Annotated in this window: 26 protein-coding genes; all 26 read right to left on the bottom strand. The window is 31.9% G+C overall.

The features are described 5' to 3' along the window. Nucleotides 1-108: 108 nt before the first annotated feature. On the bottom strand, nucleotides 109-636 hold the full coding sequence (locus P3F81_RS01895) for an N-acetylmuramoyl-L-alanine amidase family protein (RefSeq protein WP_147666858.1): 528 nt from the start codon (nucleotides 634-636) through the stop codon (nucleotides 109-111). Between the two features lie 122 nt (nucleotides 637-758). After that, nucleotides 759-1,682 carry an NAD-dependent epimerase/dehydratase family protein gene (locus tag P3F81_RS01890; protein ID WP_147666860.1) on the bottom strand — a complete coding sequence of 308 codons (924 nt, stop codon included), beginning with the start codon at nucleotides 1,680-1,682 and terminating at the stop codon, nucleotides 759-761. Between the two features lie 142 nt (nucleotides 1,683-1,824). After that, the gene (locus P3F81_RS01885; protein ID WP_147666862.1) at nucleotides 1,825-2,208 is read right to left on the bottom strand and encodes a GtrA family protein; all 384 of its coding nucleotides are present in this window, start codon (nucleotides 2,206-2,208) and stop codon (nucleotides 1,825-1,827) included. A gap of 131 nt (nucleotides 2,209-2,339) precedes the next feature. Further along, on the bottom strand, nucleotides 2,340-3,188 hold the full coding sequence (gene rfbD, locus P3F81_RS01880) for a dTDP-4-dehydrorhamnose reductase (RefSeq protein ID WP_147666864.1): 849 nt from the start codon (nucleotides 3,186-3,188) through the stop codon (nucleotides 2,340-2,342). Continuing rightward, entirely contained in the window at nucleotides 3,185-3,757 is a 573-nt protein-coding gene (gene rfbC / locus P3F81_RS01875; protein WP_147666866.1) for a dTDP-4-dehydrorhamnose 3,5-epimerase, read from the bottom strand. The genes rfbD and rfbC overlap by 4 nt, the downstream gene beginning before the upstream one ends. 12 nt (nucleotides 3,758-3,769) lie before the next feature. Continuing rightward, nucleotides 3,770-4,645 (bottom strand): glucose-1-phosphate thymidylyltransferase RfbA, encoded by an 876-nt coding sequence (rfbA, locus tag P3F81_RS01870; RefSeq protein ID WP_147666868.1) that lies wholly within the window; start codon nucleotides 4,643-4,645, stop codon nucleotides 3,770-3,772. Between the two features lie 12 nt (nucleotides 4,646-4,657). Continuing rightward, on the bottom strand, nucleotides 4,658-5,719 hold the full coding sequence (rfbB, locus tag P3F81_RS01865) for a dTDP-glucose 4,6-dehydratase (RefSeq protein WP_147666870.1): 1,062 nt from the start codon (nucleotides 5,717-5,719) through the stop codon (nucleotides 4,658-4,660). 20 nt (nucleotides 5,720-5,739) lie between these two features. Continuing rightward, nucleotides 5,740-7,104 carry a mannose-1-phosphate guanylyltransferase/mannose-6-phosphate isomerase gene (locus P3F81_RS01860; RefSeq protein ID WP_147667464.1) on the bottom strand — a complete coding sequence of 455 codons (1,365 nt, stop codon included), beginning with the start codon at nucleotides 7,102-7,104 and terminating at the stop codon, nucleotides 5,740-5,742. Nucleotides 7,105-7,202: 98 nt separating this feature from the next. Beyond that, nucleotides 7,203-8,129 carry a GDP-L-fucose synthase gene (gene fcl / locus P3F81_RS01855; RefSeq protein ID WP_147666872.1) on the bottom strand — a complete coding sequence of 309 codons (927 nt, stop codon included), beginning with the start codon at nucleotides 8,127-8,129 and terminating at the stop codon, nucleotides 7,203-7,205. Between the two features lie 48 nt (nucleotides 8,130-8,177). Continuing rightward, the gene (locus tag P3F81_RS01850; RefSeq protein ID WP_147666874.1) at nucleotides 8,178-8,936 is read right to left on the bottom strand and encodes a glycosyltransferase family 2 protein; all 759 of its coding nucleotides are present in this window, start codon (nucleotides 8,934-8,936) and stop codon (nucleotides 8,178-8,180) included. Between the two features lie 13 nt (nucleotides 8,937-8,949). Continuing rightward, nucleotides 8,950-9,735 (bottom strand): hypothetical protein, encoded by a 786-nt coding sequence (locus P3F81_RS01845; protein WP_309320572.1) that lies wholly within the window; start codon nucleotides 9,733-9,735, stop codon nucleotides 8,950-8,952. Beyond that, the gene (locus tag P3F81_RS01840; RefSeq protein WP_147666879.1) at nucleotides 9,732-10,550 is read right to left on the bottom strand and encodes a glycosyltransferase family 2 protein; all 819 of its coding nucleotides are present in this window, start codon (nucleotides 10,548-10,550) and stop codon (nucleotides 9,732-9,734) included. Before P3F81_RS01840 ends, P3F81_RS01845 begins: the two co-directional genes overlap by 4 nt. 48 nt (nucleotides 10,551-10,598) lie before the next feature. After that, a complete protein-coding gene (locus tag P3F81_RS01835; protein ID WP_147666881.1) occupies nucleotides 10,599-11,873 on the bottom strand; it encodes a glycosyltransferase family 4 protein in 1,275 nt (424 codons plus the stop codon). 12 nt (nucleotides 11,874-11,885) lie between these two features. Beyond that, a complete protein-coding gene (locus P3F81_RS01830) occupies nucleotides 11,886-13,049 on the bottom strand; it encodes a polysaccharide pyruvyl transferase family protein (RefSeq protein ID WP_147666883.1) in 1,164 nt (387 codons plus the stop codon). Nucleotide 13,050: 1 nt separating this feature from the next. After that, entirely contained in the window at nucleotides 13,051-14,190 is a 1,140-nt protein-coding gene (locus P3F81_RS01825; protein ID WP_147666885.1) for a radical SAM protein, read from the bottom strand. Nucleotides 14,191-14,203: 13 nt separating this feature from the next. Next, entirely contained in the window at nucleotides 14,204-14,974 is a 771-nt protein-coding gene (locus P3F81_RS01820; RefSeq protein WP_309320571.1) for a hypothetical protein, read from the bottom strand. Between the two features lie 156 nt (nucleotides 14,975-15,130). After that, nucleotides 15,131-15,994, bottom strand: a complete 864-nt coding sequence (locus P3F81_RS01815; protein WP_147666889.1) for a class I SAM-dependent methyltransferase — start codon at nucleotides 15,992-15,994, stop codon at nucleotides 15,131-15,133. A 9-nt stretch (nucleotides 15,995-16,003) separates the two neighbouring features. Then, nucleotides 16,004-17,284, bottom strand: a complete 1,281-nt coding sequence (locus P3F81_RS01810) for a DUF4910 domain-containing protein (protein WP_147666891.1) — start codon at nucleotides 17,282-17,284, stop codon at nucleotides 16,004-16,006. 16 nt (nucleotides 17,285-17,300) lie between these two features. Then, nucleotides 17,301-18,284, bottom strand: coding sequence for a pseudaminic acid synthase (gene pseI / locus P3F81_RS01805; RefSeq protein WP_434064763.1), 984 nt, complete (start codon nucleotides 18,282-18,284; stop codon nucleotides 17,301-17,303). 113 nt (nucleotides 18,285-18,397) lie between these two features. Beyond that, nucleotides 18,398-18,862 carry a GNAT family N-acetyltransferase gene (locus tag P3F81_RS01800; protein WP_309320570.1) on the bottom strand — a complete coding sequence of 155 codons (465 nt, stop codon included), beginning with the start codon at nucleotides 18,860-18,862 and terminating at the stop codon, nucleotides 18,398-18,400. After that, complete coding sequence (gene pseG, locus P3F81_RS01795; RefSeq protein WP_147666897.1) at nucleotides 18,819-19,898, bottom strand: UDP-2,4-diacetamido-2,4,6-trideoxy-beta-L-altropyranose hydrolase; 1,080 nt, start codon at nucleotides 19,896-19,898, stop codon at nucleotides 18,819-18,821. The genes P3F81_RS01800 and pseG overlap by 44 nt, the downstream gene beginning before the upstream one ends. 6 nt (nucleotides 19,899-19,904) lie before the next feature. Then, a complete protein-coding gene (locus P3F81_RS01790) occupies nucleotides 19,905-20,660 on the bottom strand; it encodes a cytidylyltransferase domain-containing protein (protein WP_147666899.1) in 756 nt (251 codons plus the stop codon). Beyond that, on the bottom strand, nucleotides 20,654-21,445 hold the full coding sequence (locus tag P3F81_RS01785) for an SDR family oxidoreductase (RefSeq protein ID WP_147666902.1): 792 nt from the start codon (nucleotides 21,443-21,445) through the stop codon (nucleotides 20,654-20,656). The genes P3F81_RS01790 and P3F81_RS01785 overlap by 7 nt, the downstream gene beginning before the upstream one ends. Nucleotides 21,446-21,460: 15 nt before the next feature. Next, on the bottom strand, nucleotides 21,461-22,339 hold the full coding sequence (locus tag P3F81_RS01780) for an aldo/keto reductase (protein ID WP_147666904.1): 879 nt from the start codon (nucleotides 22,337-22,339) through the stop codon (nucleotides 21,461-21,463). Beyond that, entirely contained in the window at nucleotides 22,332-23,486 is a 1,155-nt protein-coding gene (pseC, locus tag P3F81_RS01775) for a UDP-4-amino-4,6-dideoxy-N-acetyl-beta-L-altrosamine transaminase (RefSeq protein WP_147667467.1), read from the bottom strand. The genes P3F81_RS01780 and pseC overlap by 8 nt, the downstream gene beginning before the upstream one ends. After that, nucleotides 23,486-24,472: a UDP-N-acetylglucosamine 4,6-dehydratase (inverting) gene (gene pseB / locus P3F81_RS01770; protein ID WP_147666906.1), complete on the bottom strand. Its 987-nt coding sequence runs from the start codon at nucleotides 24,470-24,472 to the stop codon at nucleotides 23,486-23,488. The genes pseC and pseB overlap by 1 nt, the downstream gene beginning before the upstream one ends. Nucleotides 24,473-24,475 lie beyond the last annotated feature (3 nt).

Genomic DNA, 24,475 nt, shown 5'->3' with positions numbered 1-24,475 from the left:
TCTAAACTTCCAAAAGTCCTGTATAAATTGCATCAATATTTACAAATATTCCAAAGATAACGTATTTTTCTTTTAGTAGTATACTATCCATTCAGCAATTCGCGCTTCTTATCCCTCCTGCACTAAAATTACATGATAATCTGTAATTCCTCTTGCAATCGCCCTCGCAAATTCATTTCGTTTTACAAGTAAAAATTTTTCATCTTCTTCATTGGTTATAAATGCCGTTTCAACAAGAACAGCTATACAATTTGTCTGCTTCAATACATAAAAAGTAGCAGATTCTTTTATCCCTCGATCTAAAGTTTCCAATGAATTTACAATTTGTTTTTGAATACATTGAGCCACAATAGCTCCTTTAGGACTAAAATAATAAACCTCTGTACCACGAGCATTCCGATTTGCTGCACCATTACAATGAATCGCCACAAATAGGTCCGCCTCAAAATCATTGCTTTCCTTCACCACCTGACTTAGGTCATTTTCCTGCACTTCTAGGACTTCATATCCAACTGCACGTAAATATCCGGCCACAGCTGCCATTAACTCCCTCGTTATCTCTGCCTCTTGGCTAATCCGCCCAAGTGCACCACAATCTCGGCCTGGGCAATGCCCACCATTAATCACAATTCTCATCACAACTCTCTCCTTCAATTTTATTTAATGCTATACATTATGAAAAGCGCTATTCTTCAATGCAAAAAAAATAAAATGTTGTTAATGTAAAATCAACAACATTTTATAAAACAAATCCACACTTATTTACTTTTTACAAAATAATCGTAGGTCCGCCTTAGACCTTCTTGTAAGTTTATCATCGGCCTCCAATTTAAGTTAGTAACTATTTTTGAATTATCTAATACTGAACGATAAATATCACCTTCACGACGCTCACCATATTGTCGATCAATAGTTTTTCCCGATGCACTTTCCAATAAATCTACCAACTCACGAATACTCGTTTCACTATTCGTACTTACATTATAAATTGTATTACAATACTCAGTATTCGCAGCATACCAATTCGCTCTTGCGACATCACCAGCATAGACAAAATCGCGCGTCTGTTTACCATCACCATGAATGACAAACGATTCATCTTTTGCAATCTTTTTCGTGAAAATGCTGATTACGCCACCTTCACCGCCATCCCCTTGACGTTCTCCATATACATTTGCATAACGCAAAATCACATACTCTAATCCATATAAATCATGATAAAGTTTTAAATATTTCTCTACTGTTAATTTGCTCAATCCATAAAAAGATAATGGATTGACTGAAAATTCTTCACGAATTGGGACTTCTTCTATATCACCATATGTCGCGGCAGTCGATGAAAATACAATACGTTTTACACCTGTTTTACGACATGCTTCTAAGATATTCACTGTACCCATAATATTTACATCTGCATCATAAAAAGGATCATCGACTGAAACATTCACCATCGTTTGTCCTGCTAAATGAAGTACCACATCAAATTGGTATTTTTCAAATACATCGATCACTCTTTTATCGCGTATATCCATTTCAATCAAGCGAACATTTTCTGGAACATTTTCTCTAAGCCCTGTATGTAAATTATCTAAAACCGTAATATCACAGTTTTCTTTCTGTAAAAGTTCTATAATATGTGAACCAATAAATCCAGCTCCACCTGTAATTAATATTTTTTTCATGATAACAACCTCAATAAAATTAAATTTTTACTCTTACAGTATACCACAATTATAAGATTAAATTATGAATTTATACTGAATGATCAATACTAAAATATAATTAAAGACAAAGAAATGATATTCATAATTATTTCTTTGCCTTTTACATTTGTACAGCCCTTCGCTTCAATATATAATTCCATACCATTACAATCGCTGCCGCAAAAATTTTAGCAACCATATAATGCATGGCCAAAAACTCCACAAAACCCCACATGCAAAGCTGATTAATTCCAAGCCCTGCTAAACTCGAACCAATAAAAACAATCCCTTGCTTAACATTTTGTTTCTTTACCTTTGAAAACACCCATACTATACAAAGAAAATAGTTCAAAATGAAAGAAATTGTAAACGATAATCCAGATGAAGCTAAATAAGAAACTCCACAGTACTCAGTAAATGCATAAAGTAAAAAATAATCAATAAAAAAACATACTCCTCCAACAAATAAGAAGCGTAAAATTTCTGCTATTCTTTTGTTTTTCATATAATAACTCCCAAAAATAAAATCCTCTTACGCAAAGAGGATTAAAAATTAACCAATCTCATTATGTATTATAGATAGCAAATTTATACTGGTCAACTATTTATTTTTATAATAAATTGATGCTTTCTTATTTAAATACCTTTATTACGCTTTTCTTTTTCCAAGTACACTTTCAAAGCTTCTTTCCATTGACACATCTCATCCCCAATCGTCATTTCCAGCAGATAATTGTCTAATACTGCAAACGGCGGACGTTTTGCTGGACGCGGAAACTCTGAAGTTGATACTGGCATAACCTTAACATCTAAATTAGCTTGGCGAAAAATCTCACACGCAAAATCGTGCCAAGAACATTGCCCCTTGCACGTCGTATGATACGTCCCATATGCATCCGTATTTAATAATCTAAAAATACTCCTTGCTAATTCCGTTGTCGATGTCGGAGTGCCTATTTGATCATTTACTACTCGTAATTCTGGATTTGTTTTCGCAAGGTTTAGCATCGTCCGAACAAAATTATTTCCCTCTCCATAGAGCCAGGCTGTCCGCGTAATATAGTGACGTCCTAAAATATCTCGAACCATCTGTTCTCCAAGCTGTTTCGTCTTTCCATAAACACTCTGCGGATTTACTGTATCGTACTCACGGTAAACCTTATTTTCTAAACCATCAAAAACATAATCCGTACTTACATATACCATCCGCGCACCACATTCTAAACATCCAGCGGCAACATTTTGTGCCCCTATCACATTTACTTTATAAGCGCCATCAAAATCATTTTCAGCTTTATCTACATTCGTATAGGCTGCACAATGAATCACTGCATCTGGCTTTACCTCACGAAAAAATGACTGTGTTTCTTTTGCATTCGTAATATCTAAATTATCATAATCCGTCAAAATAAGTTCATGAGCATGACCTTGCATAGCAATCTCTCTACCAAGTTGTCCATTCGATCCTGTAACTACAATCTTCATTTTATCGCTTCTTTCTGTACATAAGTAAACAACCGACCTTCTGGTAAATCGCGTAATTGTGGATACACTTGATCTTTATCCGATAAAATTGGATTTTCTACCGGCCACTCAATTCCAATTTCAGGATCGTTCCAAAGGATTCCTCCCTCTGCTGAAGGTGTATATACATCCGTACATTTATAAGTGAAAAGCGTCGTATCGCTCAACACACAAAATCCATGCGCAAATCCTGGTGGCACCCATAACTGTTGATGATTTTCTTCCGATAACTCGACTCCCACCCATTCACCGAATGTTCTTGAACCTCGTCTAATATCTACTGCTACATCAAATACGCAACCTTTAACCACTGATACAAGTTTTCCCTGCGCATGCGGATTTTGAAAATGTAATCCGCGTAATACGTTCTTCGTTGAAAAAGATTGATTGTCTTGCACAAATTCTAAAGAAATTCCGACCTCTTTATATCTATCCCTACTCCAAGTTTCTAAAAAGAAACCGCGCGAATCCCCAAAAACTTTAGGTGTAATTAATAGTACACCTTCCAATCTCGTCTCTTCTACTTTCATCTTGCAAATCACCTACTCTTTCACCAAAGACATTAAGTACTCACCATATGCATTCTTCTTCATCGTATTTGCCAGTGTGATTAATTCTTCTTTTGTAATATAACCATTATGATAAGCAATTTCCTCTGGGCAAGAAACCATTAACCCTTGTCGTTCTTGCAGTGTTGCAATATAGTTTGATGCCTGTAATAAAGAATCATATGTACCCGTATCAAGCCAAGCATAACCGCGTCCCAAAGTCTCTACATACAGATTTTTCTGTTCTAAATATAGACGATTTAAATCCGTAATCTCAAGTTCCCCTCGCGCTGATGGGCGAATCTGTTTTGCAAGCTTCACTACATTTTTATCATAAAAATACAGACCTGTAACTGCATAATTTGATTTGGGCATTTGCGGTTTTTCTTCAATACTTATTGCCTGCTCCTTATTATCAAACCCCACAACACCATATCGCTGTGGGTCTTTCACCCAATAAGCAAAAACGGTTGCTCCACTTTCTCTTTGTACCGCTTCTTGCAGCTTCTTCGTAAATCCATAGCCGTAAAAGATGTTATCCCCTAATACTAAAGCACACCCTTCATCGCCAATGAAGTCCTCACCAATCAAAAAAGCCTGTACCAAGCCATCAGGACTCGGCTGAACTTCATAAGATAATTGAATTCCCCACTGACTCCCATCCTTTAATAAAGTTTGAAACGTACGACAATCTTCAGGAGTCGTAATAATCAAAATATCACGAATTCCCGCTAACATCAAAGTCGTCAATGGATAATAGATCATAGGTTTATCATAAACGGGAACTAACTGCTTACTTATGCCCTTTGTAATTGGATAAAGGCGCGTGCCAGATCCACCTGCTAAAATAATGCCTTTACGAATTGCCATAATAGCTTCCTCCTATTCTACAAGTCCAAGTCGTTCACATTGATAACTACCATCTAGCACCCGATTACACCAATCTCTATTTTCCAAATACCAATCTACCGTTCTAACAATTCCTGTATCAAAAGTTTCTTTGGGTACCCATCCAAGCTCTTTTTCTATTTTAGACGCATCAATCGCATAACGTAAATCATGTCCTGGACGGTCTTTTACAAATACAATCTGCTCACGATATGATTTTCCATTTTCCTTTGGTACTCTCCCATCTAAAATATCGCATAAAGTTTCAACAATACACAAGTTCGTTTTTTCATTATGTCCACCAATATTATATTTTTCTCCTATTTTCCCCTGCGTTAATACTTGCCAAATTGCCTCACAATGATCTTTTACATATAACCAGTCTCGTACATTTAATCCATTTCCATAGATAGGCAAATCTTTTCCTTCTAAGGCGTTGAGTAAAATCAAGGGAATTAACTTTTCAGGGAAATGATAAGGACCATAATTATTTGAACAATTCGTAATAATCGTAGGCAATCCATATGTATGATAATAAGAACGAACTAATAAGTCTGCCGACGCCTTTGATGCTGAATAAGGGGAGTTCGGTGCATAAGCAGTTTCTTCAGTAAAATAGCCCGTACTTCCAAGACTGCCATATACCTCATCCGTGGAAATATGAACAAAACGAAAACTATCCTTTTTCGCCCGCTCTAGTTTCAACCAATACTTTCTCGTATTTTCTAAAAGATTAAACGTTCCATTAATATTTGTTCGAATAAACTCCGCCGGCCCATCGATTGAACGATCCACATGCGACTCCGCCGCAAAATGTACAATTGCATCGGGCTCATACTTCCCAAAAAGATCCTCAACTAACGAACTGTCACAAATATCCCCCTTCACAAAAGTATATCTAGAATCATCCTCAATATCTTTAAGTGAATCCAAATTCCCCGCATAAGTCAATTTATCCAAATTAATTACCTGAACATCTTTTTGAGCTTCTAAAACTGTATGGACAAAGTTTGAGCCAATAAAACCAGCCCCACCTGTTACAATAATTGTTTTCATAGTTTCACCTTCAATCTACGTTAATCAAATCGTACAATATCATCTTCACCAATATAACTACCATTCTGCACTTCAATAATCTCTAATGGAATCTTTCCTGGATTCTCTAAACGATGTTTCACATTTTGCGGAATAAATACTGATTCATTTTCATGAATTAAGTGTACTTCCTCTCCCATGGTTACCTTTGCCGTCCCAGAAATCACAATCCAATGTTCACTGCGATGATAATGCATCTGCAAGCTTAGTTTACCGCCAGGTTTTACATGGATTTTCTTCATCCGATAACTACTACCTTCACCAAGCAAACTAGTATTCCCCCAAGAGCGATAAAGAGTAGTATGCTCATACGCTTCTTTACGATTATGACGTTTTAATTCATCAACTACATCTTTGACCTTTTGCGACTCACCCTTTTTCGCAGCCACGATGACATCATTTGTTTCCACTAACAAAATATCATCTAATCCAATACCAACAATTAATCGATCTCTTCCCATAAACAGAGAGTTTTTGCAATCCACAGCTAAACAATCACCATCTAATGAATTTCCTGCTTCATCTTTCTCCAGCACTTCATAAATCGCATCCCATGAACCGATATCATTCCAATAGCAAGTCAACGGCACCATCATAACTGATGTTGAACGTTCTGCAATTGCATAGTCAATCGATATATTTGGCATAGCGCCAAAATTTCCGATAACTTTTTCATAATCCGCTTCTAACAACTTAACAATTTCAGGTTGATACCGATTTAACTCTGCTAACATCAGACCAATAGTAAAAGCAAACATCCCTGAATTCCAATAATAATTACCAGCTTTAAGATACGCCTTAGCTAAAGCAAGTTCTGGCTTTTCTTTAAAGGAAATCACTTCATATTCATTATTATTTTTCTCTTCCGCCTCTATATATCCATAACCAGTTTCAGGCTTACTTGGCAAAATACCAAAAGTGACAAGTTTATCTCGCCGTGCTAAGGTAATAGCAAAATCTACACACTGTAAAAATTCTTTTCCCGAGCGAATCACATGATCAGCCGGCGATACAAAAATAACCTCATTGTGATTGCAATCTAATACATCCGTACAATACTTCACCGCCAAAGCAATCGCCGGCGCTGTATTTCTTCCAATTGGCTCCAAAATAACATGAGCATCCGATGCCCCGCAATCAGCAAGTTCACTCTGCACATGATAAAGATACTCTTGATTTGTAACAACAAGAATATCCTTCGCCTCTACTCTAGATAAAAACCTCGCTACAGTTTGTCCCAGCAGAGAATTTTCCCCATCTATTTTTAAAAATTGCTTTGGAAAAGAAGGACGCGATAAAGGAAATAACCTCGTACCACCCCCGCCAGCTAAAATAACAACTTTCACCTGTCGCTCAACCTCTCTAAATTTCACAAATACTTTTAATATTATCTTACCATAAAAATAAATAACTCGCACCAATACAGTACGAGTTATAAACTTAATCATGATTTACTTTTATACCATTCATACGTCCTTTTAATGCCATCTAGCAAACTAACTTTAGCTTTCCACCCAAGGCTATTTAAATAACTTACATCATTTATTTTTATTGGTGTACCATCCGGTTTGCTTGTATCAAAGACTAGCTCTCCTTTGTACCCGACAACTTGCATTATGGATTCCGCTAATTCTTTAATTGTTACCCCAACGCCAGTTCCTATATTTACGATCTTATCTTCTTCATATGTATTCATCAGATATATGCAAGCCTCTGCTAAATCATCTACAAATAAAAATTCACGAATAGGCGCACCAGTACCCCAAATCGTTACTATAGGTTCATTATTTATTTTGGCTTGATGGAATTTCCGAATCAATGCGGGAAAGACATGTGATGTTTCTAAGTCAAAATTATCATTAATCCCATAAAGATTCGTCGGCATTACAGAAATATATTTCGTTCCATATTGCTGATTATAAGCTTGGCACATTTTTATCCCTGTAATCTTTGCTAAAGCATACGCTTCATTTGTCGACTCTAAAGCTCCAGTCAATAAACTTTCCTCTTTTATCGGCTGCTCCGCCATTTTAGGATAAATGCAGGAACTACCCAAAAACAGGAGTTTTTTCACATTGTTCTTATATGCTGCATGAATAATATTAGTAGTAATCATGAGATTCTGATAAATAAACTCTGCTGGATAGGTAGAATTCGCGCCAATTCCACCAACTTTAGCTGCAGATAAAAATACATAGTCGGGCTTTTCAACCATAAAAAAAGCATTCACAGCCTCTTGATTAATTAAATCTAACTCAGCATGTGTCTTCACCACAATGTTCGTATAACCCTGTCTATGAAGTTCTCTAATTAGTGCCGATCCAACCAATCCTCGATGCCCAGCAACATATATTTTCGCTTGCTTGTCCATTGTAACACCTCTAATTATCTAGGTAAGAAACACTGTCTTATCTAAATGCTATAATCGTTTTAAGACACCTCTTAATAAATAATGCAAAAAATAATATAATGATTCCCACAAATTTAATTTTTCAATATTTCTATAAATCCTCCACGTCCAAATTGCACTTTTGAATTTATTTCCACTTAAAGAATTCGACGAAATACGATACCTAGCCAAATCTTCTTTCAACCCATAAGCTTCATATCCACTTTTTAATATCTGAAGCCATAAAATATAATCTTCATGCCTCTCACTTCGCATCATAATGTTTTTTATTTTTTCACGATCAATAACTACAGTCAAACATCCAATTATATTACCTTTTAAAAGCTCTTTATATGTAACACGCTCTTTTACATCTATAAGTTTCCCTTCATATTTATCTTTCTCCGAAAAATGCCTATACTGTGTATATGAAAATGCAATATCATTTTTCTTCATAAAAGAAATTTGCTTTTCAAGCTTTTGTGGATGCCAAATATCATCACTATCTAAAAAAGCAAGATATTGCCCATTTGCTATTTCTATCCCACGATTTCTTGCCGCAGCTACACCTAAATTTTCTTCTAACTTAAAATAGATAATGCAATATTCTTTCAAATATTGACCGATTGCTGATTTTATATCCACATTAGACGCATCATCTATAATAATTAATTCCCAATTATTATAGGTTTGATTAATTACTGACAATATACTATCTTGTATATAATCTAAATTATTATATACCGGCATAATTATAGAAATTCTTCCCAAATCAAAAGATTTGTACATTATTTTCTCCATTTTATAACTTGTTGAAGTCCTTTCCCCCTCGAGTCATCAGTTTAAAAACATAAAAAAAACTTCCTAACTTTTTATAAAAATGTCTATATCTAAATAGGAATTGTAAGCATAATAACCAGGCCCACTGTTTAGAAATTGCCGCAAATAATGCACCCTTATCAAAAAAATATTTTTCTGTATAGCCTTTAAACCAAGTAGATTCCTTTTGTTCTACAGTTCCAATTTCAACTGGAACGGCATATAGTTTCAATCCTTTTTTTAAGCACTCTACAATAAATAAGGTATCCTCTCCACAACTATATCTTGCCCCACCCCCAAATAATAATGAAAAATTGATATTCATCTTTCTAATTTTTTGAACCTTTATAGCCATACGAAATGCACCAAATTTCAAACAATTATACCATCGAACTCTATATGCTTTTCCTGTTAATTTTTCTACACGCTTTTGATTCTTAGATATCATATTAAAAAAAATAACATCAGCCATTGGATATTTTTTAAAGGAGTCTATAATTAAATTTTTATAATTGTTCACATATACACAATCATCATCTGCAACTAACGCAATATCAGCATTAGTCCTCATTAAAGCATTATTTCTACTTAAACCAACACCTTTTTCAGCAAAAGAAAAAATTTTTATTTCATAGTTATTATATTTAAAATTCTCAAGTTCATTTTCATCACTCTGGTTAATTACTAATAAATCACTATGTATATTCATTTTTTCTATAAAGCTGTTGTCATTTTTATTCATCATTGATAATAGCACTTGAAACGTCATCTTTTCACCAATATCCTATCTTTCCATCCATTCATCTTTTTTAAAAAATATACTAAACGTCTCGGTAAAATACACTCTAATTTAAATTTAAAAAGATTCTTCCTTTTTCTCACCGAAAATCTTCTCATTGAATCGATAGTACTACGTTTATATAAAATCTGTTCATATTCATGATATAGCAAATTAAAATTTGAACTATATCCACCAATATTATATTTTGCTACTATGATATCTGAAAAATGTATTATTGAGTTCTTTATTGCTAACTGAATAAATACATCAAAATCAGCAGCAATTTTATAATCACAATTAAATTTATATTTTAATAACAATGTCCGTTTTACAAACATACCTTGATGCGGAGTCATTATCCCACATAAAATGTCTTTTTTTAAAATATGTCCACCCATATTTTTCTGCAACTTTAATTTATTATCAACCGCTATTACACATCCACAGCACACATCAATTCTAGGAAATTTTAAAAGTTCTCTACAAATTTTATCAATTGCATTTACATCATAAAGTTCATCATCTGCACCAATAAAATAAATATACTCGCCTATTGCCGCATCTATTCCCTTATTCATTGCATCATAAATGCCCTTATCAGGCTCACTTTCCCAATGAGCAATCTGATCTTCATATTTTTTTATAATATCAACTGTTCCATCAGTTGATCCACCATCAATAATAATGTATTCAATATTATCATAGGTTTGATTGACTACACTAAGAATTGTTTGTTCTATTGTTTCAGCAGCATTATATGATACTGTTATAATTGTAATTTTAAGGGTTTTATCCTTGTCCATATCCGTACCTCATAACTACTAAAAAATATCTCCGTATTCAAATTTGAACTAATTATTAATCCTACTTTTTAAAATTTCTCTATATAAATCTAAATACTTCTTAATAATCACATTAATATCATATTCTTCTTCAGCCTTTTTTCTAGCTTCTATAGATAATAAATTTCTTCTTTCTTGATCTTCTATTACAAAGGCTATTCCTTGAGCTAAATCATCTGTATCAAAAGGTTTTGCTAAATATCCATTTAACTTATGAGTAATCATATCTGGCATGCCACCAATCTGAAATGCAACACAAGGAGTACCACATGCCAAAGCTTCTACAACCGTATTCGGTAAATTATCTTCTTTAGAAGGTGCAACAAACACATCTGCACAATTATATAGCAAAGTTAAACTTATATCATCATAAATATGTCCTGTATATATGGTTTGATAATCCGGAAATAATTCATATTCGGGTTTGTCAGCTCCAAATACAAGAATTTTTATTCTATAATTAGCCTCAAGTCCTATTTTTTCTTTTAGCTTTACTAATGCTTCTTTTAAGTAAAAATATCCTTTTCTTGGATCACTTGTAGATTGCATCGCACCAAACATTATAACAATATCATTATTCTTCAAACCAAATATTTCCCGAAATGTTTCCTTGCGAATCATTTTATACAAGTTTAAATCAATTCCATTTGGAATTACCTTTATTTTTTTATCTGCTAGTAATAAACTTTCTGAAGCACAGTTTCCCATCCATTTACTAGGCGTTACAACTGTAATATTACTTTTCAAATAGCTTTTTTTCTTTTTTATAAATAAAATTTTACTTAAATCAAACTTTTGAGAACTCTTTAGTTGATTACAAAGTCCGCATCCCTTTTTATATCTTAAACAATTACCAAAATAATGACATCCACCAGTAAATGCCCAAGTGTCATGTAGTGTCCACACAATAGGTTTATTCAAAGAAGCAATATCATCAATAGATATAAATGCATTATTAACCCAATGAAAATGTACAATATCAGCATCCGACCTATTTATAAAATCCACAATTTTTTTATTATCAAAAAAATTTACGCTCCAAGGAAGATCTAACTTGTTCTGATAAAAACTTTTTATACCATTATCAATTTTTGGTACCACTTTATCTCTTAACTTAACAAATTTATTCTGAGCTAAACTTTTCACAGTATAATCATCTGTTTTTTTATTTTGAACGATTAGCATAGAAGCGACCTCATTTTGTATTAATCCTTTATGAATTCTATATGCAGCTCGAGCTGCCCCACCTTCAACATCATTTGTATTTACGTGTAATATTTTCATTTTATCACCTTTTTAAAAGATAGAACTCATTGCTTTCATATAAATCCTTCTATTTGATAAATAATATGAATCTGACATTTCGAATACATTTTTACTAAATCGCAAATCAATTTTACTAAATTCATTTTGTAAGCATACATATCTTTCATTATAAAATCCATTTTTGTCACAATCATCAATGAATCCTGATATTTTTCCTTTTTTAAATTCTGTATAATCTAATATATAGTTGTTTCCGTTTAAAATAGTCTCCAATACAATAGAATGGAACCTCATTCCAATTGCATAATCTGCATCTATAAATTTATCCATAGTTTCAACTAAACTTAATGGTTTATTTTGAACAAAGATATTTTTATAATTTTTCATATGAGTTTGAAGTAAATAATTTAAATAATATCTATCATCATTGCCAATAAAAAAATAATGCATTGGCAATAACAATATACTCTTATCCCTGTTGTTCTGCACTATTTCATATAAGAAATTAATTATCCTTTTATTTACTTGATCTTTGATGCTTTTATCTTTTGAATATTCCATTGGGAATTCTCTTAAATTTACAACAATTGTATTTTTTTTTGCATTTTTACTATAAGAATTATTTATTTTATATTTCCATGCACACTCAACAGCCGGATCAAAACTTACAAATATCTTTGTTATGTCAATATTATAATTATATTTTTGCGATATATCTAATAAATTTCTTTTAGATATAGTATCTCTTAATATAATAACATCTGCCATTTTTGTAATATCTAAAACACATTGCCGAAATTCTTCACAAAATAAAGGCCCTATGCCACACCCAAAAATAATATTTTTTTTATTTTTTTTATGTGCATATCGAAAAGCGTACTTCAGCATATGTAGTTCGGGCAAATCCATCAGGGGCCCTCCAGCAATCATAACAACATCTGAAGCTTCAATTTTTAATTCTAACTCACATATATCCTTACTATTAAACAATTCAATCTCTAGTTTTCTATTTAACAATAATTCATATAATTTATAATCTTCTTTCAACATGCGTTTTGAATAAAATGGGTATAAACTACCTAAATAAATTTTATACTCATTATTTTTTTGATTTATTAAAGAAATAATTCCTGCCAAAATAGCTCTATCACCAATGGTTTCAGTTCCATACCAACCTAAAACACATATTTTCATTTTACCTCCTATATTTTTTTATCCACATTTTATTCTGATAGATAAATTTTAAAAACCTTAGTACATTTTTTAAATCTGGAGTTCCATAATAGTCATGAATACAGTTTTCGCAATACAAATCCATGATTTTCTTTTTTTCTTTTACAGCTTTAGATGAAAATAATACTTCTTTACCTCTTCTTTCTTTTAAATTTGCAAGGCAAGGGCTTTTTACTGCACAATAGTAAATATTACCTTCTCCATCTAAAGTTATGCCCTTCTCTTTCCAGTCACATCCTAGTTTTCGTTTTGAACTATGAGATAAAAAAGAAAATAATGAATAATATTTAAATTTCTCATATATGGTTTCCGCCTTAAAAATCATTGAAAATAAAAATTCAGCTGAACTTTGCTTAAAGTGCGGATCATCTATGACGCTATATTTATCCTTTAATTCTTGATTATTTAATCTATTATTTTCAATTCCTAAGCGATATTTTATTTTAAATCCTTTTCGCGCTGCAAAACTATCCAACTCCACTAAATAGTCTACATTTTGTTTTACAATAGTACAACCAATATCATATGTATCACAATACTTAGTTGAATTTTTTGCAATCTCTTGAATTGTCATCAGTGTCTTTTCAAATGATTGATTTACCCCTCTAACTTTATCATGAATTTGTCCATATCCGTCCAACGAAATAGATATATGAAAATGAACATTTTTTTCTTTACACTTCAAATAAATAGCCTCTATTTGTGTTAAAATAAAATTTGTTAAAAATCCATTAGAGATAATATTTAATGATTCTATTTTTTCCATTTTTAATATTTCTTCAATAAACATTATTAAATCCGGCTTTAAAAAAGGTTCTCCGCCATTTATTCCCACCGTACGAATATCTTTAAAAACATCATCGTTTATAACTTTTTTAAATTCCTCTAAATTCATTTCTTTTTTAGAAGATAGTTGATGAACATTGCACATTACGCACTTCGCATTACAACGATTAGTGATAGGGAATTGTAATATTTCGGGATATCGATTTTTTTTAAAACTTTTAGGAAACCACTTACTTCTTAATACAAAATTAATCAATTGCAAAACTTTATAAACTTTAGGGTGTTTTTTAAGGTGATTTTTAACTTTAAAGGTCATTAAATTTTACTCCTTAATTGCTAACATGCTGCAAAAATATCCTATCAAATTCTACTCGTTCAAACTCATCTAAAATTCCTCCGTTTGTCGCATTATATATTTTCACCTCATTATAACTCGCAATTTTATTTAAACAAGCATACTGATGAAATAATTCTGCCCTGCTTTTTACAATATCAACCTTTTTTGCTAATAAGACATTATTTTTGCTAATGTGTTTACTGTAAAATCTATTTGAAGATTCTTTAAACGCATGCTCGTATTTTTCCTTGACTAACCCTGCATCATGTTCTGTCCCTATTAAAAATATTTCTTTAAATCCCATATACATAGCGATCATAAGTACCATAATAGGTACAGACTTCACACTAGGAATAATATTTTCAATTGAATATATTTTTTTTCTATCTTGTTCAAAAATTTTTTCCAAGCATACATAGTTCACATTTTTATTTTGAAATAAATGATGTTTTTCAATTAAACACCTTTCAGATATATTAAAAAACAATTCTTTACTCGTAACCTTTTGCTCCATAGTCTTTAATCTTTCTAAAGCAACTTGTTCGTCAAATTCATCCATATAAGTAAATTGAACCGAACAATGATATTTCGGCGATATATCCGCGTAATCCCGACACAAATACCCGTCAGAAACAGAAAATACAATCTCATTTTTTAAAACTTTTAAATTTTGTTCTTTTATCGAAGGACCAGTACATAAAATGAAACAGCGCTGCCCTTTATGGACATTATTATAAACTTTATTTTTTTTTAAAATTCTCAACGTCCTAAATAAAAGAACCGGATTTTGAAACATTTTTTTTATATACGCTTTTCTGGAATATAAAAATTTAACAACCCCATATGGCAAAAAAATCAATAAAGTTTTAATTATTTTTTCTAAGAACTTTTTCAATTTCACAATTTCCTCCTTCAATAATTAATACTTTCGATAGACTACACTCATCATATTTCCCCAAAAAGCTGGTGCTCTAAATGTTATTTTTTCATTACTTTCTTTTATCTGAATTGCCTTTGCTACTATCAATATATCATTTTCAATATCAGCATATGGAGTTTCTTCATAAAAATATTTTTCTCCTACTTTTTTAAAATTTCTATATTCAAAAAAATGTGTTAAAACTTTTTCTGTGTATCCTATAAAATCCACACCAGTAACTGGTTGCGTAAATTTCTCTTTAAATAATTTAAAACAAAATGAATCCATGTTCGGTTGTGCTGTAATAAAAATACATCCACCGTCATTTAATAAGGAAACTGCTTTATCTAGGTATTCTCTAGAATTAGGTACATATTGTAAAACTCCACGAAAAATAATCAAATCATATTTTTCTTTCAAATCAAGTTTAGAAAATTCTCCACAATATATATTATGTTTCTTTTCTGCCTTTTCTGCTGCTTCTCTTCCAAACTCTACACCAAAAGTTTTATATCCATACTCATTAAATAAATCTAAAAATGAACCATTTCCACAACCAACATCTAAAACCTTTCCATTCTTTTTATATTGTTGAATAAAACTAAAATCTATTTTATACATTTTATTTCTTTTTTCTACTAATTCATCGTCATGTACATGAATTCGACTTAGATAATCATCCCAATATTTTTTTAACCCATTTTTATTTAGTCTTTTCTGTGCAAATACTATCCCACATTTCTTGCATTTTACTATATTGCACCCCATATTGTCTTTATATAAAAAATCAATACTTTGATCATTATCTAAATGCCATGGGCAAGTGTTTAATAATTCAAAATCTTCTTCTGTTAATTTATTCATTGTCGCCAACTACACTTTCATAATTAAATTATTTTGTATCAGTTTATCAACAACTGATATTATTTTTTTTACTGGCACCCCAATAATATTACTTATATCAAATAAATCATTACTACCATCTGCATATGCAATAAAATCAGTCATTGTCCTAACTTCATTATAAGTGTCCTTTTGGCTAATCGTTGGATACAATCCTCGCTTGCCAAGTTGAGGTTCACATAAACAATTTATTTTATATTTATCATTATATTCTAATCCCATAATACACTCTTGATAAACCTCATAAGCCCCCTGCAAACCATCTGGAGAAATCAAAGTCATATCATCTTTTGATGTATGATATTCCGGATATTCACCATATTTCGAACGACAAATAGCACATAATGGCAAATCAACCCCTGGAGCATTATACTGTCTTTCATCTGAGCCTCGTTGTAAAAATGTGTATGTTTTATAATCCGGATAATAGTATTTTAATATATTTTTTGCAACCTTATCTGCTAATGTATTTCCGTAACGTGATTCTACATAAGAAAAGGTTCTATTATCGCCTACACAAGATAAATTAAATCCTGCGATTACATTTTGTTTTAGATAATCTAAATTTCTACTTAAATATGTAATAGAGCCAATAGTTTCCGGAATGAAAATAATTCGATATGTATAACGTCGTTTTTCTAAACTAGCTAGCCATTTTGCTAAATGAATTGCTACTACTGGACCAGATAATTCATTATTTGCCATAGAAGGATGACATATATAAGTAGATAAAAAAACTTCTTCCTTAGTTTCTCCAGGAATAATGATTTCTCCATATGTTAAATTGCCATCTTTTAGTTTACTATCAATAAATATATGATATTCATCTTCTACTAAAGATTGTTTTTGATTTTCTGACATACAAAAACCATATCTTTCTTTGTAATAAGATGTTACATAGGGAATTACATCTGGCTGATCAGACTGTGTATAAATTATTGTTTTTAATTCATTTAGAGAAACTTTTTTATCGACAGGTAGGGAATAACCAACTACATGAAGATTTTGTTGTTTGAAATCAATAATTTTTTCACCTTTAGCATTTGCAATGTATGCATCATAGATATTCCATTCTTTTGGCACAGTCCAATCAAAAACTTTTGTACCAGTTGCTACTTCGTAAATATTCATATTTACATAAATACTTTTTAAAATATCTAAAGTATCTCGCACACCATTTCCCGTAATACTTCGGCAGATTGGGAATAACCTTTCTGCTAAATGATACATATTTTGACCATCTGTATTCATTACACTATTCACCCTCCTAAAGCACTTCAAAGGATAGTGGTGTTCCTTTTTTTACATCTGACTTTACCGTTTTCCCTATCAATACATCATAATACTTCGGGCTCAATCCTACCCCTGGTCTAATACTTCTCATATTCTTTTCCGTTATTACATCTCCTGCTTTCATATCTTCTACAATATATAAACTTCTTCTAAACTGTAATGACTTCTTTTCTTGCTCACTAATTCCATAATGAATCTCACCCAATGCTTCATATGCTCTGTTTGCTTCTTCTACTAACATTTTCATTTCGGTTGGCTCTAATGAAAAAACTGAATCTACTCCACCATCGGCACGAGAAATTGTAAAATGTTTCTCAATTACAGCTGCCCCCAAAGCGACGCTTGCAACAGCCGCTCCTATTCCTAACGTATGATCAGATAAGCCTACTTTACAATTAAATAACTCCCTCATATGTGGTATTGTTAGCAAATTTGTTCCTTCTGGAGTTGATGGATAATTACTTGTACATTTTAATAATGTTAAATCCCTGCAACCATTTTCTCTAGCTGTCCTGACTAATTCATCTAGTTCAGCAATACTTGCCATTCCTGTAGAGGCAATTATCGGCTTACCTGTTTGAGCCACTTTTTTGATTAACGGTAAATCTATATTTTCAAATGAAGCAATTTTGTACATTGGAACATCTAGTGATTCTAAAAATTCAACCGATGTAGAATCAAAAGGTGTACTAAATCCTAGAATTCCAAGTTCCTTACATCGTTTAAAAATTGGCCCATGCCATTCCCATGGAGTATAAGCTTTTTTGTATAAATCATATAATGAAGTACCACCCCACAAACTGTTTTTATCTTTAATGAAAAACTCCCGTTCTGCAATGTTTAATGTCATTGTATCTGCTGTATATGTTTGTAATTTAAGTGCATCAACACCAGCTTTTGCAGACAACTCTACAATTTCTAATGCTCTATCTAGAGACTGATTATGATTGCCTGACATTTCAGCAATAATAAAAGGTTTTTCTATATTTTTCTTAGTTATATTCACTTGCATTCACATCCAATTCAAAAAAGCCTTCATAAAAAATGTTATTAAAATTCACCATATATACTTTAATCAATTAACGATTTCGTGTAGATACACATATTACCTTTTAACTCTTCCTGATAATTAAGAATTTGAAAAATATGTCGCGATGCTACATTTTCCGATTTCACATAACCAACTATTTTTTTTAAATTGGCAGTACTTTTTAATAATTCCTGTTCCGCCAACTCTAATACACGCTTGCCATAACCCATTTTTCTATATTTTGAATCAATACTATAATTAACCACACCTATTTTTCCTTCTATATCTACACGAACCTGTCCTACTTCCATACCATCACACACTAAAATATAAAATAGTCTTGCATTATTCTCTAGTTTTTTTTCCAACCAATTTAAATGTTCATTAAAATCTATCAAATTACTATTAAATGAATTCTTACGAGTCTCTTTTTCATTGCGCCATATATACAATAACTTAGCATCATCCAATTCCACTGCCCGCAAATAACAATTTAATCCATTCATTATTTTTATCTCTCCTGAACCTAGTACAATTGTATTCCAATTTTTTATATTTTTCCCCATGCAAGCTTAATATGACTTCGAAAATAACAAGCTCGGTTACCAAAGAGCTTTTACCTAAATACTTAATAAACCCGCTTTCATCACAATCTTGGGCAATCTTAATCTGATTTTCTGCTACAGTAATTACAATCGCTGGCAATCCTAAAAAGCATCTCTCCCACATAGTAGTTCCACCAGCACCGATTGCTAAATCTGCTTGATTCATCATTTCTGCCATATTATTTATTTGGCAATAATAATTCATCCAGTGATATCGCTGACAAAATTCTTTTACTTCTTCTTTATACTGATTGCTTCCACCCACAACAACATTCACAGTAATATCTTCTTTATTTAATAAGACCAATGCTTTTAAAGTTTTCATTGTTTCATTGGTTAAGTCACTACCACCAAAAAATACGAGAATATTTTTTATTCGCCCATTCCGTTGTCGTTGTTTTTTCTTTTCTATATAAAATTCTTCTCTAAGTAGTGCATAGGTCGGACCTAATAGCAACTTACACTTACCACTTACCAGACCTTTATATCTATTATTCATATCAATATAATAGTTTTGGTCAAGCAATATATCACACTCATGCTTTCGATTTGCCAAGTCATCAATCACCACAATCTTTTTTACAAATGGTCGAATAGCTTTCTCCCAAGTTTCATCAATAGCATAACTATCTACTACTAACAATTCAGTATCCAAATTTTTTAATATTTCTTTTACTTCTTTTGCATCTTGTTCCTGCTTAACTGTCAGCCACTTCTCATAACCACACAATACATTATTTCTATCATTAGCAGGTAAAAGTTCTATACATTTAAACCCATTCTGTGTTATTAAATAATTTAAGTTACCTACTAAATTACGTGAAATAAAACGAATTTCAGCTTTTGTTTTTAATTGATTTGCTAGTGTAAGGCATCTCATTAGATGACCGCTACCTATTTGTGTTGATGAATCTACTCGAAAAATAATATATCGCATAGAATATTACACCTTCACATATTTATTATCTCTATTCATTTTGAGTACTTTTATTTGTTTTATATTCTCATTAATCCTATATAACTCAGGATGTGTATTTATCAGCTCAATAGCTTCTTCCAACGTAAATAATGCATTTTTTTTATATAAATGCTCATAAATTTTTTGAATCAAAGCCCAATCATCTTGTGTATCTAAAGTGAAACGATATTTTGATAAATCTTCTTCAATATCGTAACGTACAATATGATTACTATTTTCATAAATATATGGTGTTACATGTTCGTATTGATAATCTTCTTTTGCATTTAAATATGCCTGTTTCAGCATATCATAGGAAAATATCTCACCGCCAGTTCCCAACGTGATATTCTCTCCACAACATAAGATATCGGGTTTACTTTTCAAATACGCTTCAATCTGTTTATCTATAATTTCCCAATTAAGTATTGTATTATCAGCACATATACGAACAATATCCGTTAACCCGTATAACGTAGCAGCATGATAATATCGTGATAAAACATTCTTTAGCTCGCCTCTAAAGCACTCCACACCATATTTATTACATTCATCTTTAATTTTATTATCCTCAATGCTTGTACTAGTTGCAACGATAATCACATCCGCATTTTTTACTTGCTTTAATCTCGTTAATATATGACCTAGCACAGTTTTGTCTTCTAACTTCATTAATACTTTACCTGGCAAACGAGTTGATCCCATTCTTGCCTGGATGATACACCCAATTTTAGCTACCATGCTGTCCAACCTCCATCAACTGCTATATTCTGTCCTGTCAAATATGAACTAGCATCAGAAGCTAACAAAACAATAATACCTTGTAAATCTTCTGGTCGTCCAATACGGCCCAGTGGATTTTTGCTAGATAAATTTTTAATAAATTCCTTATTTTTTTGCACTTCACAACTTGGAAAAGGTCCTGGAGAAATAGAATTCGCTCGAATGTTTTTATTACCATACGTGGTTGCAAGATATTTCGTAAATTGTATAATAGCAGCTTTACCCGCACCATAATTTGCCGGATTATTAAAACCGCTATTCCCATAGATTCTTGAATCAGGAGCCACCATACCATACATAGACGCAATATTTATAATATTGCCATATTGTTGCTTTATCATCTGTTGCAAAGTATATTTAGTAACACGAAATACACCATTAATCGTTCCATCTATCCCTTTGCACCAGTCATCATTCGTCATATTTTCTACTTTACCAGCACAACTAAATGCAGCATTATTAATCAAAATATCAATTTTCCCTGTTTTATCTATGATATTAGCCAATTGTATTTTTATTGAGTCTTCATCTTTTAAATCAATATTACCACCAATACATACATCTAATTTATATTTATCTTTTAAATTCATAGCATATTTTTTATTTTTATCTTCATCATATCCTACTATAAATAAATTTGCACCAAACGCGGCCAATGCTTCACTCATTGCTTTCCCTAAGTGACCAGCACCTCCTGTAATGACAATTGTTTTATTTTTTAAAGAAAAAATATTATCAATCATATAACTTTAACCTCTTTAATTCCATAGACTTGGAACAATTATTTTTCGTTCAATTTTATTGAATCTGTTATATAACTCATCATAACAACCTTTAAAGCCATCACTTTCCGAGACAATCTTTAGATTAAATTCTAATTGCTGTTTAGTTTCTACACCAAAAACAACTTTATCTATTGATGGATTACAATAACTAAATAAAAAAGCAGCTTCACTCCGTGAGTATCCATAGTCGTTTGTAATATTATTAAATTTTTCCAAATAAGGTCTTGCTTCAATTAAATGTGCAGGCAATTTATCTATATCCATTAATAATAAACCTTGTAAAAATGCACTTCTTGCAAAAACTTTCACTTTATTTTTGTCAGCTAATTCAAAAAAATCAGTTTCATTTAGTCGCTGATCAAAAACATTATAAGGTATTTGTATGTAATCAATTAGTCCACTTTTCACTGCATTAAGAGCATCTTCTACACCATAAACAGATACTCCGATATTTTTGACTAAACTTTTTTCTTTACAAATTTGTAACCCTTTCATAATTTCCTGTCGATAAAAATCTTTTGCATCATGTAATAAATATCCATCTATAAGTGCCAACTTTAAACGTTTTAATGATCTTTCGACTTCCTTTATTACATTGTTCACAATATCATCCATTATATTAGGCTTCAATTTAGATATTACCTTTACAGAATCTTTAGCAATATTAAAATCGCCTAATAAATCTTCTGCATTTCCATAAACACTTGCTGTGTCAAATGTAGTAATACCTAAATCTATTGCTTTTTTTAACAAGTCAAAAGTTTCTGTTTTAACTGGCTGTCTGCCTATTGCATTATTAATTCCATACTTCAATCCAAATTGAACGGTTCCTAAGCAAAGCTTACTAGGCATTTTTTAGAATCCCACCTAAACATTTCACAACATATTCTTGCTGTTTATCTGTTAAATCATAAAATAGTGGCAATGTAAATACTTCTTCATAATATTTTTCACTAATAGGGAAATCACCTTTATTAAAACCAAGTTTTATATAATATGGCTGAGTATGTACTGGAATATAATGAAGGTTTAAATTAATCCCCTTTTCACGCATTTTAGCAAACAACTCTTGTTTTGTTATTTTCAATTTAGAAAAATCTGCTCTTACAACGTAAATATGCCAAGATGAATTTGTATTCTGCGATTGATATGGAAGTTTTAGTGGCATATTTTTCAATAATTCATTATAACGATTTGCTAGATATCTTCTTTTTGCCACAAACTCATCAATTCGCGCCATTTGACTTATTCCTAACGCCGCCTGTATATCAGTCATCCGATAGTTAAACCCTAAATCCACTTGCTCATAATACCAAGGACCATCAGATTCACGCTTCATAAAATCTTTATTACGGGTTATTCCATGACTACGAAATAAAATAAGTTTGTCATATAACTCTTTACTGTTAGTTAAAACCATTCCCCCTTCACCAGTCGTAACAATCTTGACAGGATGAAAGCTAAAAACCGTCATATCAGAATATTGACATGAGCCAATTTTAGTCTTCAGATAATCTGCACCAGTTGCATGTGATGCATCCTCAATAATCATAAAACCATATTTTTCTGCCAACTCTTTTAATCTCAACATATCACATGATTGACCAGCAAAATGTACTGGAATGACTACCTTCGGTTTTATTTTTGTTTCTTTTAGTTTTTGTTCTAATTCCGCTATGCTCATGTTATATGTATTATCATCAATATCAACAAAGTCAATGTCAGCTCCACAATACAATCCACAATTAGCAGATGCAACAAAAGTATTTGGACTTGTCCAAAGAATATCACCTTTTTTAAGCCCTGCTGCTAAACAGGCAATGTGAAGTGCTGATGTTGCATTAGTAACTGCGACTGCATACTTCGCCCCACAATAATTAGCCACATATCGTTCAAAATTTTCTATAGTCGGTCCTTGCGTTAAAAAATCTGATTTTAAAACTTCAATAACATTATCAATATCTTTTTGCGAAATATTTTGTTTTCCATACGAAATCATCAAGGATTCATCTCCCTTAATTCTTCTACAGTAAGAAAGTGTGGATTTGTTCCAGAATTATATTCAAATCCATCAGCGACAGGAAAACCTATTTCACCGATTGCATTGTGTTCATAATCAACTGCATAACTAAAACTAATTGAAGGTTTAATTACATAATGATCTGCAAATTCTAAAGTTTCATAATATGTATCTGCTGGACACATGATTTCATGCAATTTTTCCCCAGGACGAATCCCTATAACCTTTGTGTATAAATCGGGCGCAATTGCTTTTGCTAAATCCAGAATTCGCATCGAAGGGATCTTCGGGATAAATATTTCTCCTCCTTGCATTCGTTCGAAATTTTTCAATACAAAGTTCACACCATCTTCAAGTTTAAGCCAAAATCTTGTCATTCTTTCATCCGTAATTGGTATTTCTGTTGCTCCATTTGCAACAATCTTTTTAAAAAATGGCACTACTGAACCACGTGAACCTACAACATTTCCATATCGTACTACAGAAAATCTAGTTTTTCGATCACCAACTAAATTATTCGCTGCTGTAAACAATTTGTCCGAGGCAAGTTTTGTTGCACCATATAGATTAATCGGATTTGCCGCTTTATCCGTCGATAAAGCAATTACTTTTTCAACATTGCAAGCAATCGCTGCATCAATTACATTTTGCGCTCCATGAATATTAGTTTTAATACACTCCATTGGGTTATATTCAGCTGCCGGAACTTGTTTTAGTGCGGCTGCATGTACTACATAATCCACCTTATACATTGCTTTTTTTAATCGTTCAACATCACGCACATCGCCAATAAAATAACGCATACAAGGCTCATTAAATACTTGTTGCATTTCAAATTGCTTCAATTCATCACGTGAAAACACAATTACTTTCTTAGGTTGATATTTTTCAAACAATATTTGAATAAACTTTTTCCCAAATGAGCCTGTTCCACCAGTAATTAGTATTGATTTATTATTAAACATCTT

This window comes from Selenobaculum gibii, assembly GCF_030273445.1.
Lineage (GTDB): Bacteria > Bacillota > Negativicutes > ICN-92133 > ICN-92133 > Selenobaculum > Selenobaculum gibii.
Note: the sequence above shows the minus strand (reverse complement) of the source record. Positions and strands in the feature narration are given on the sequence as shown.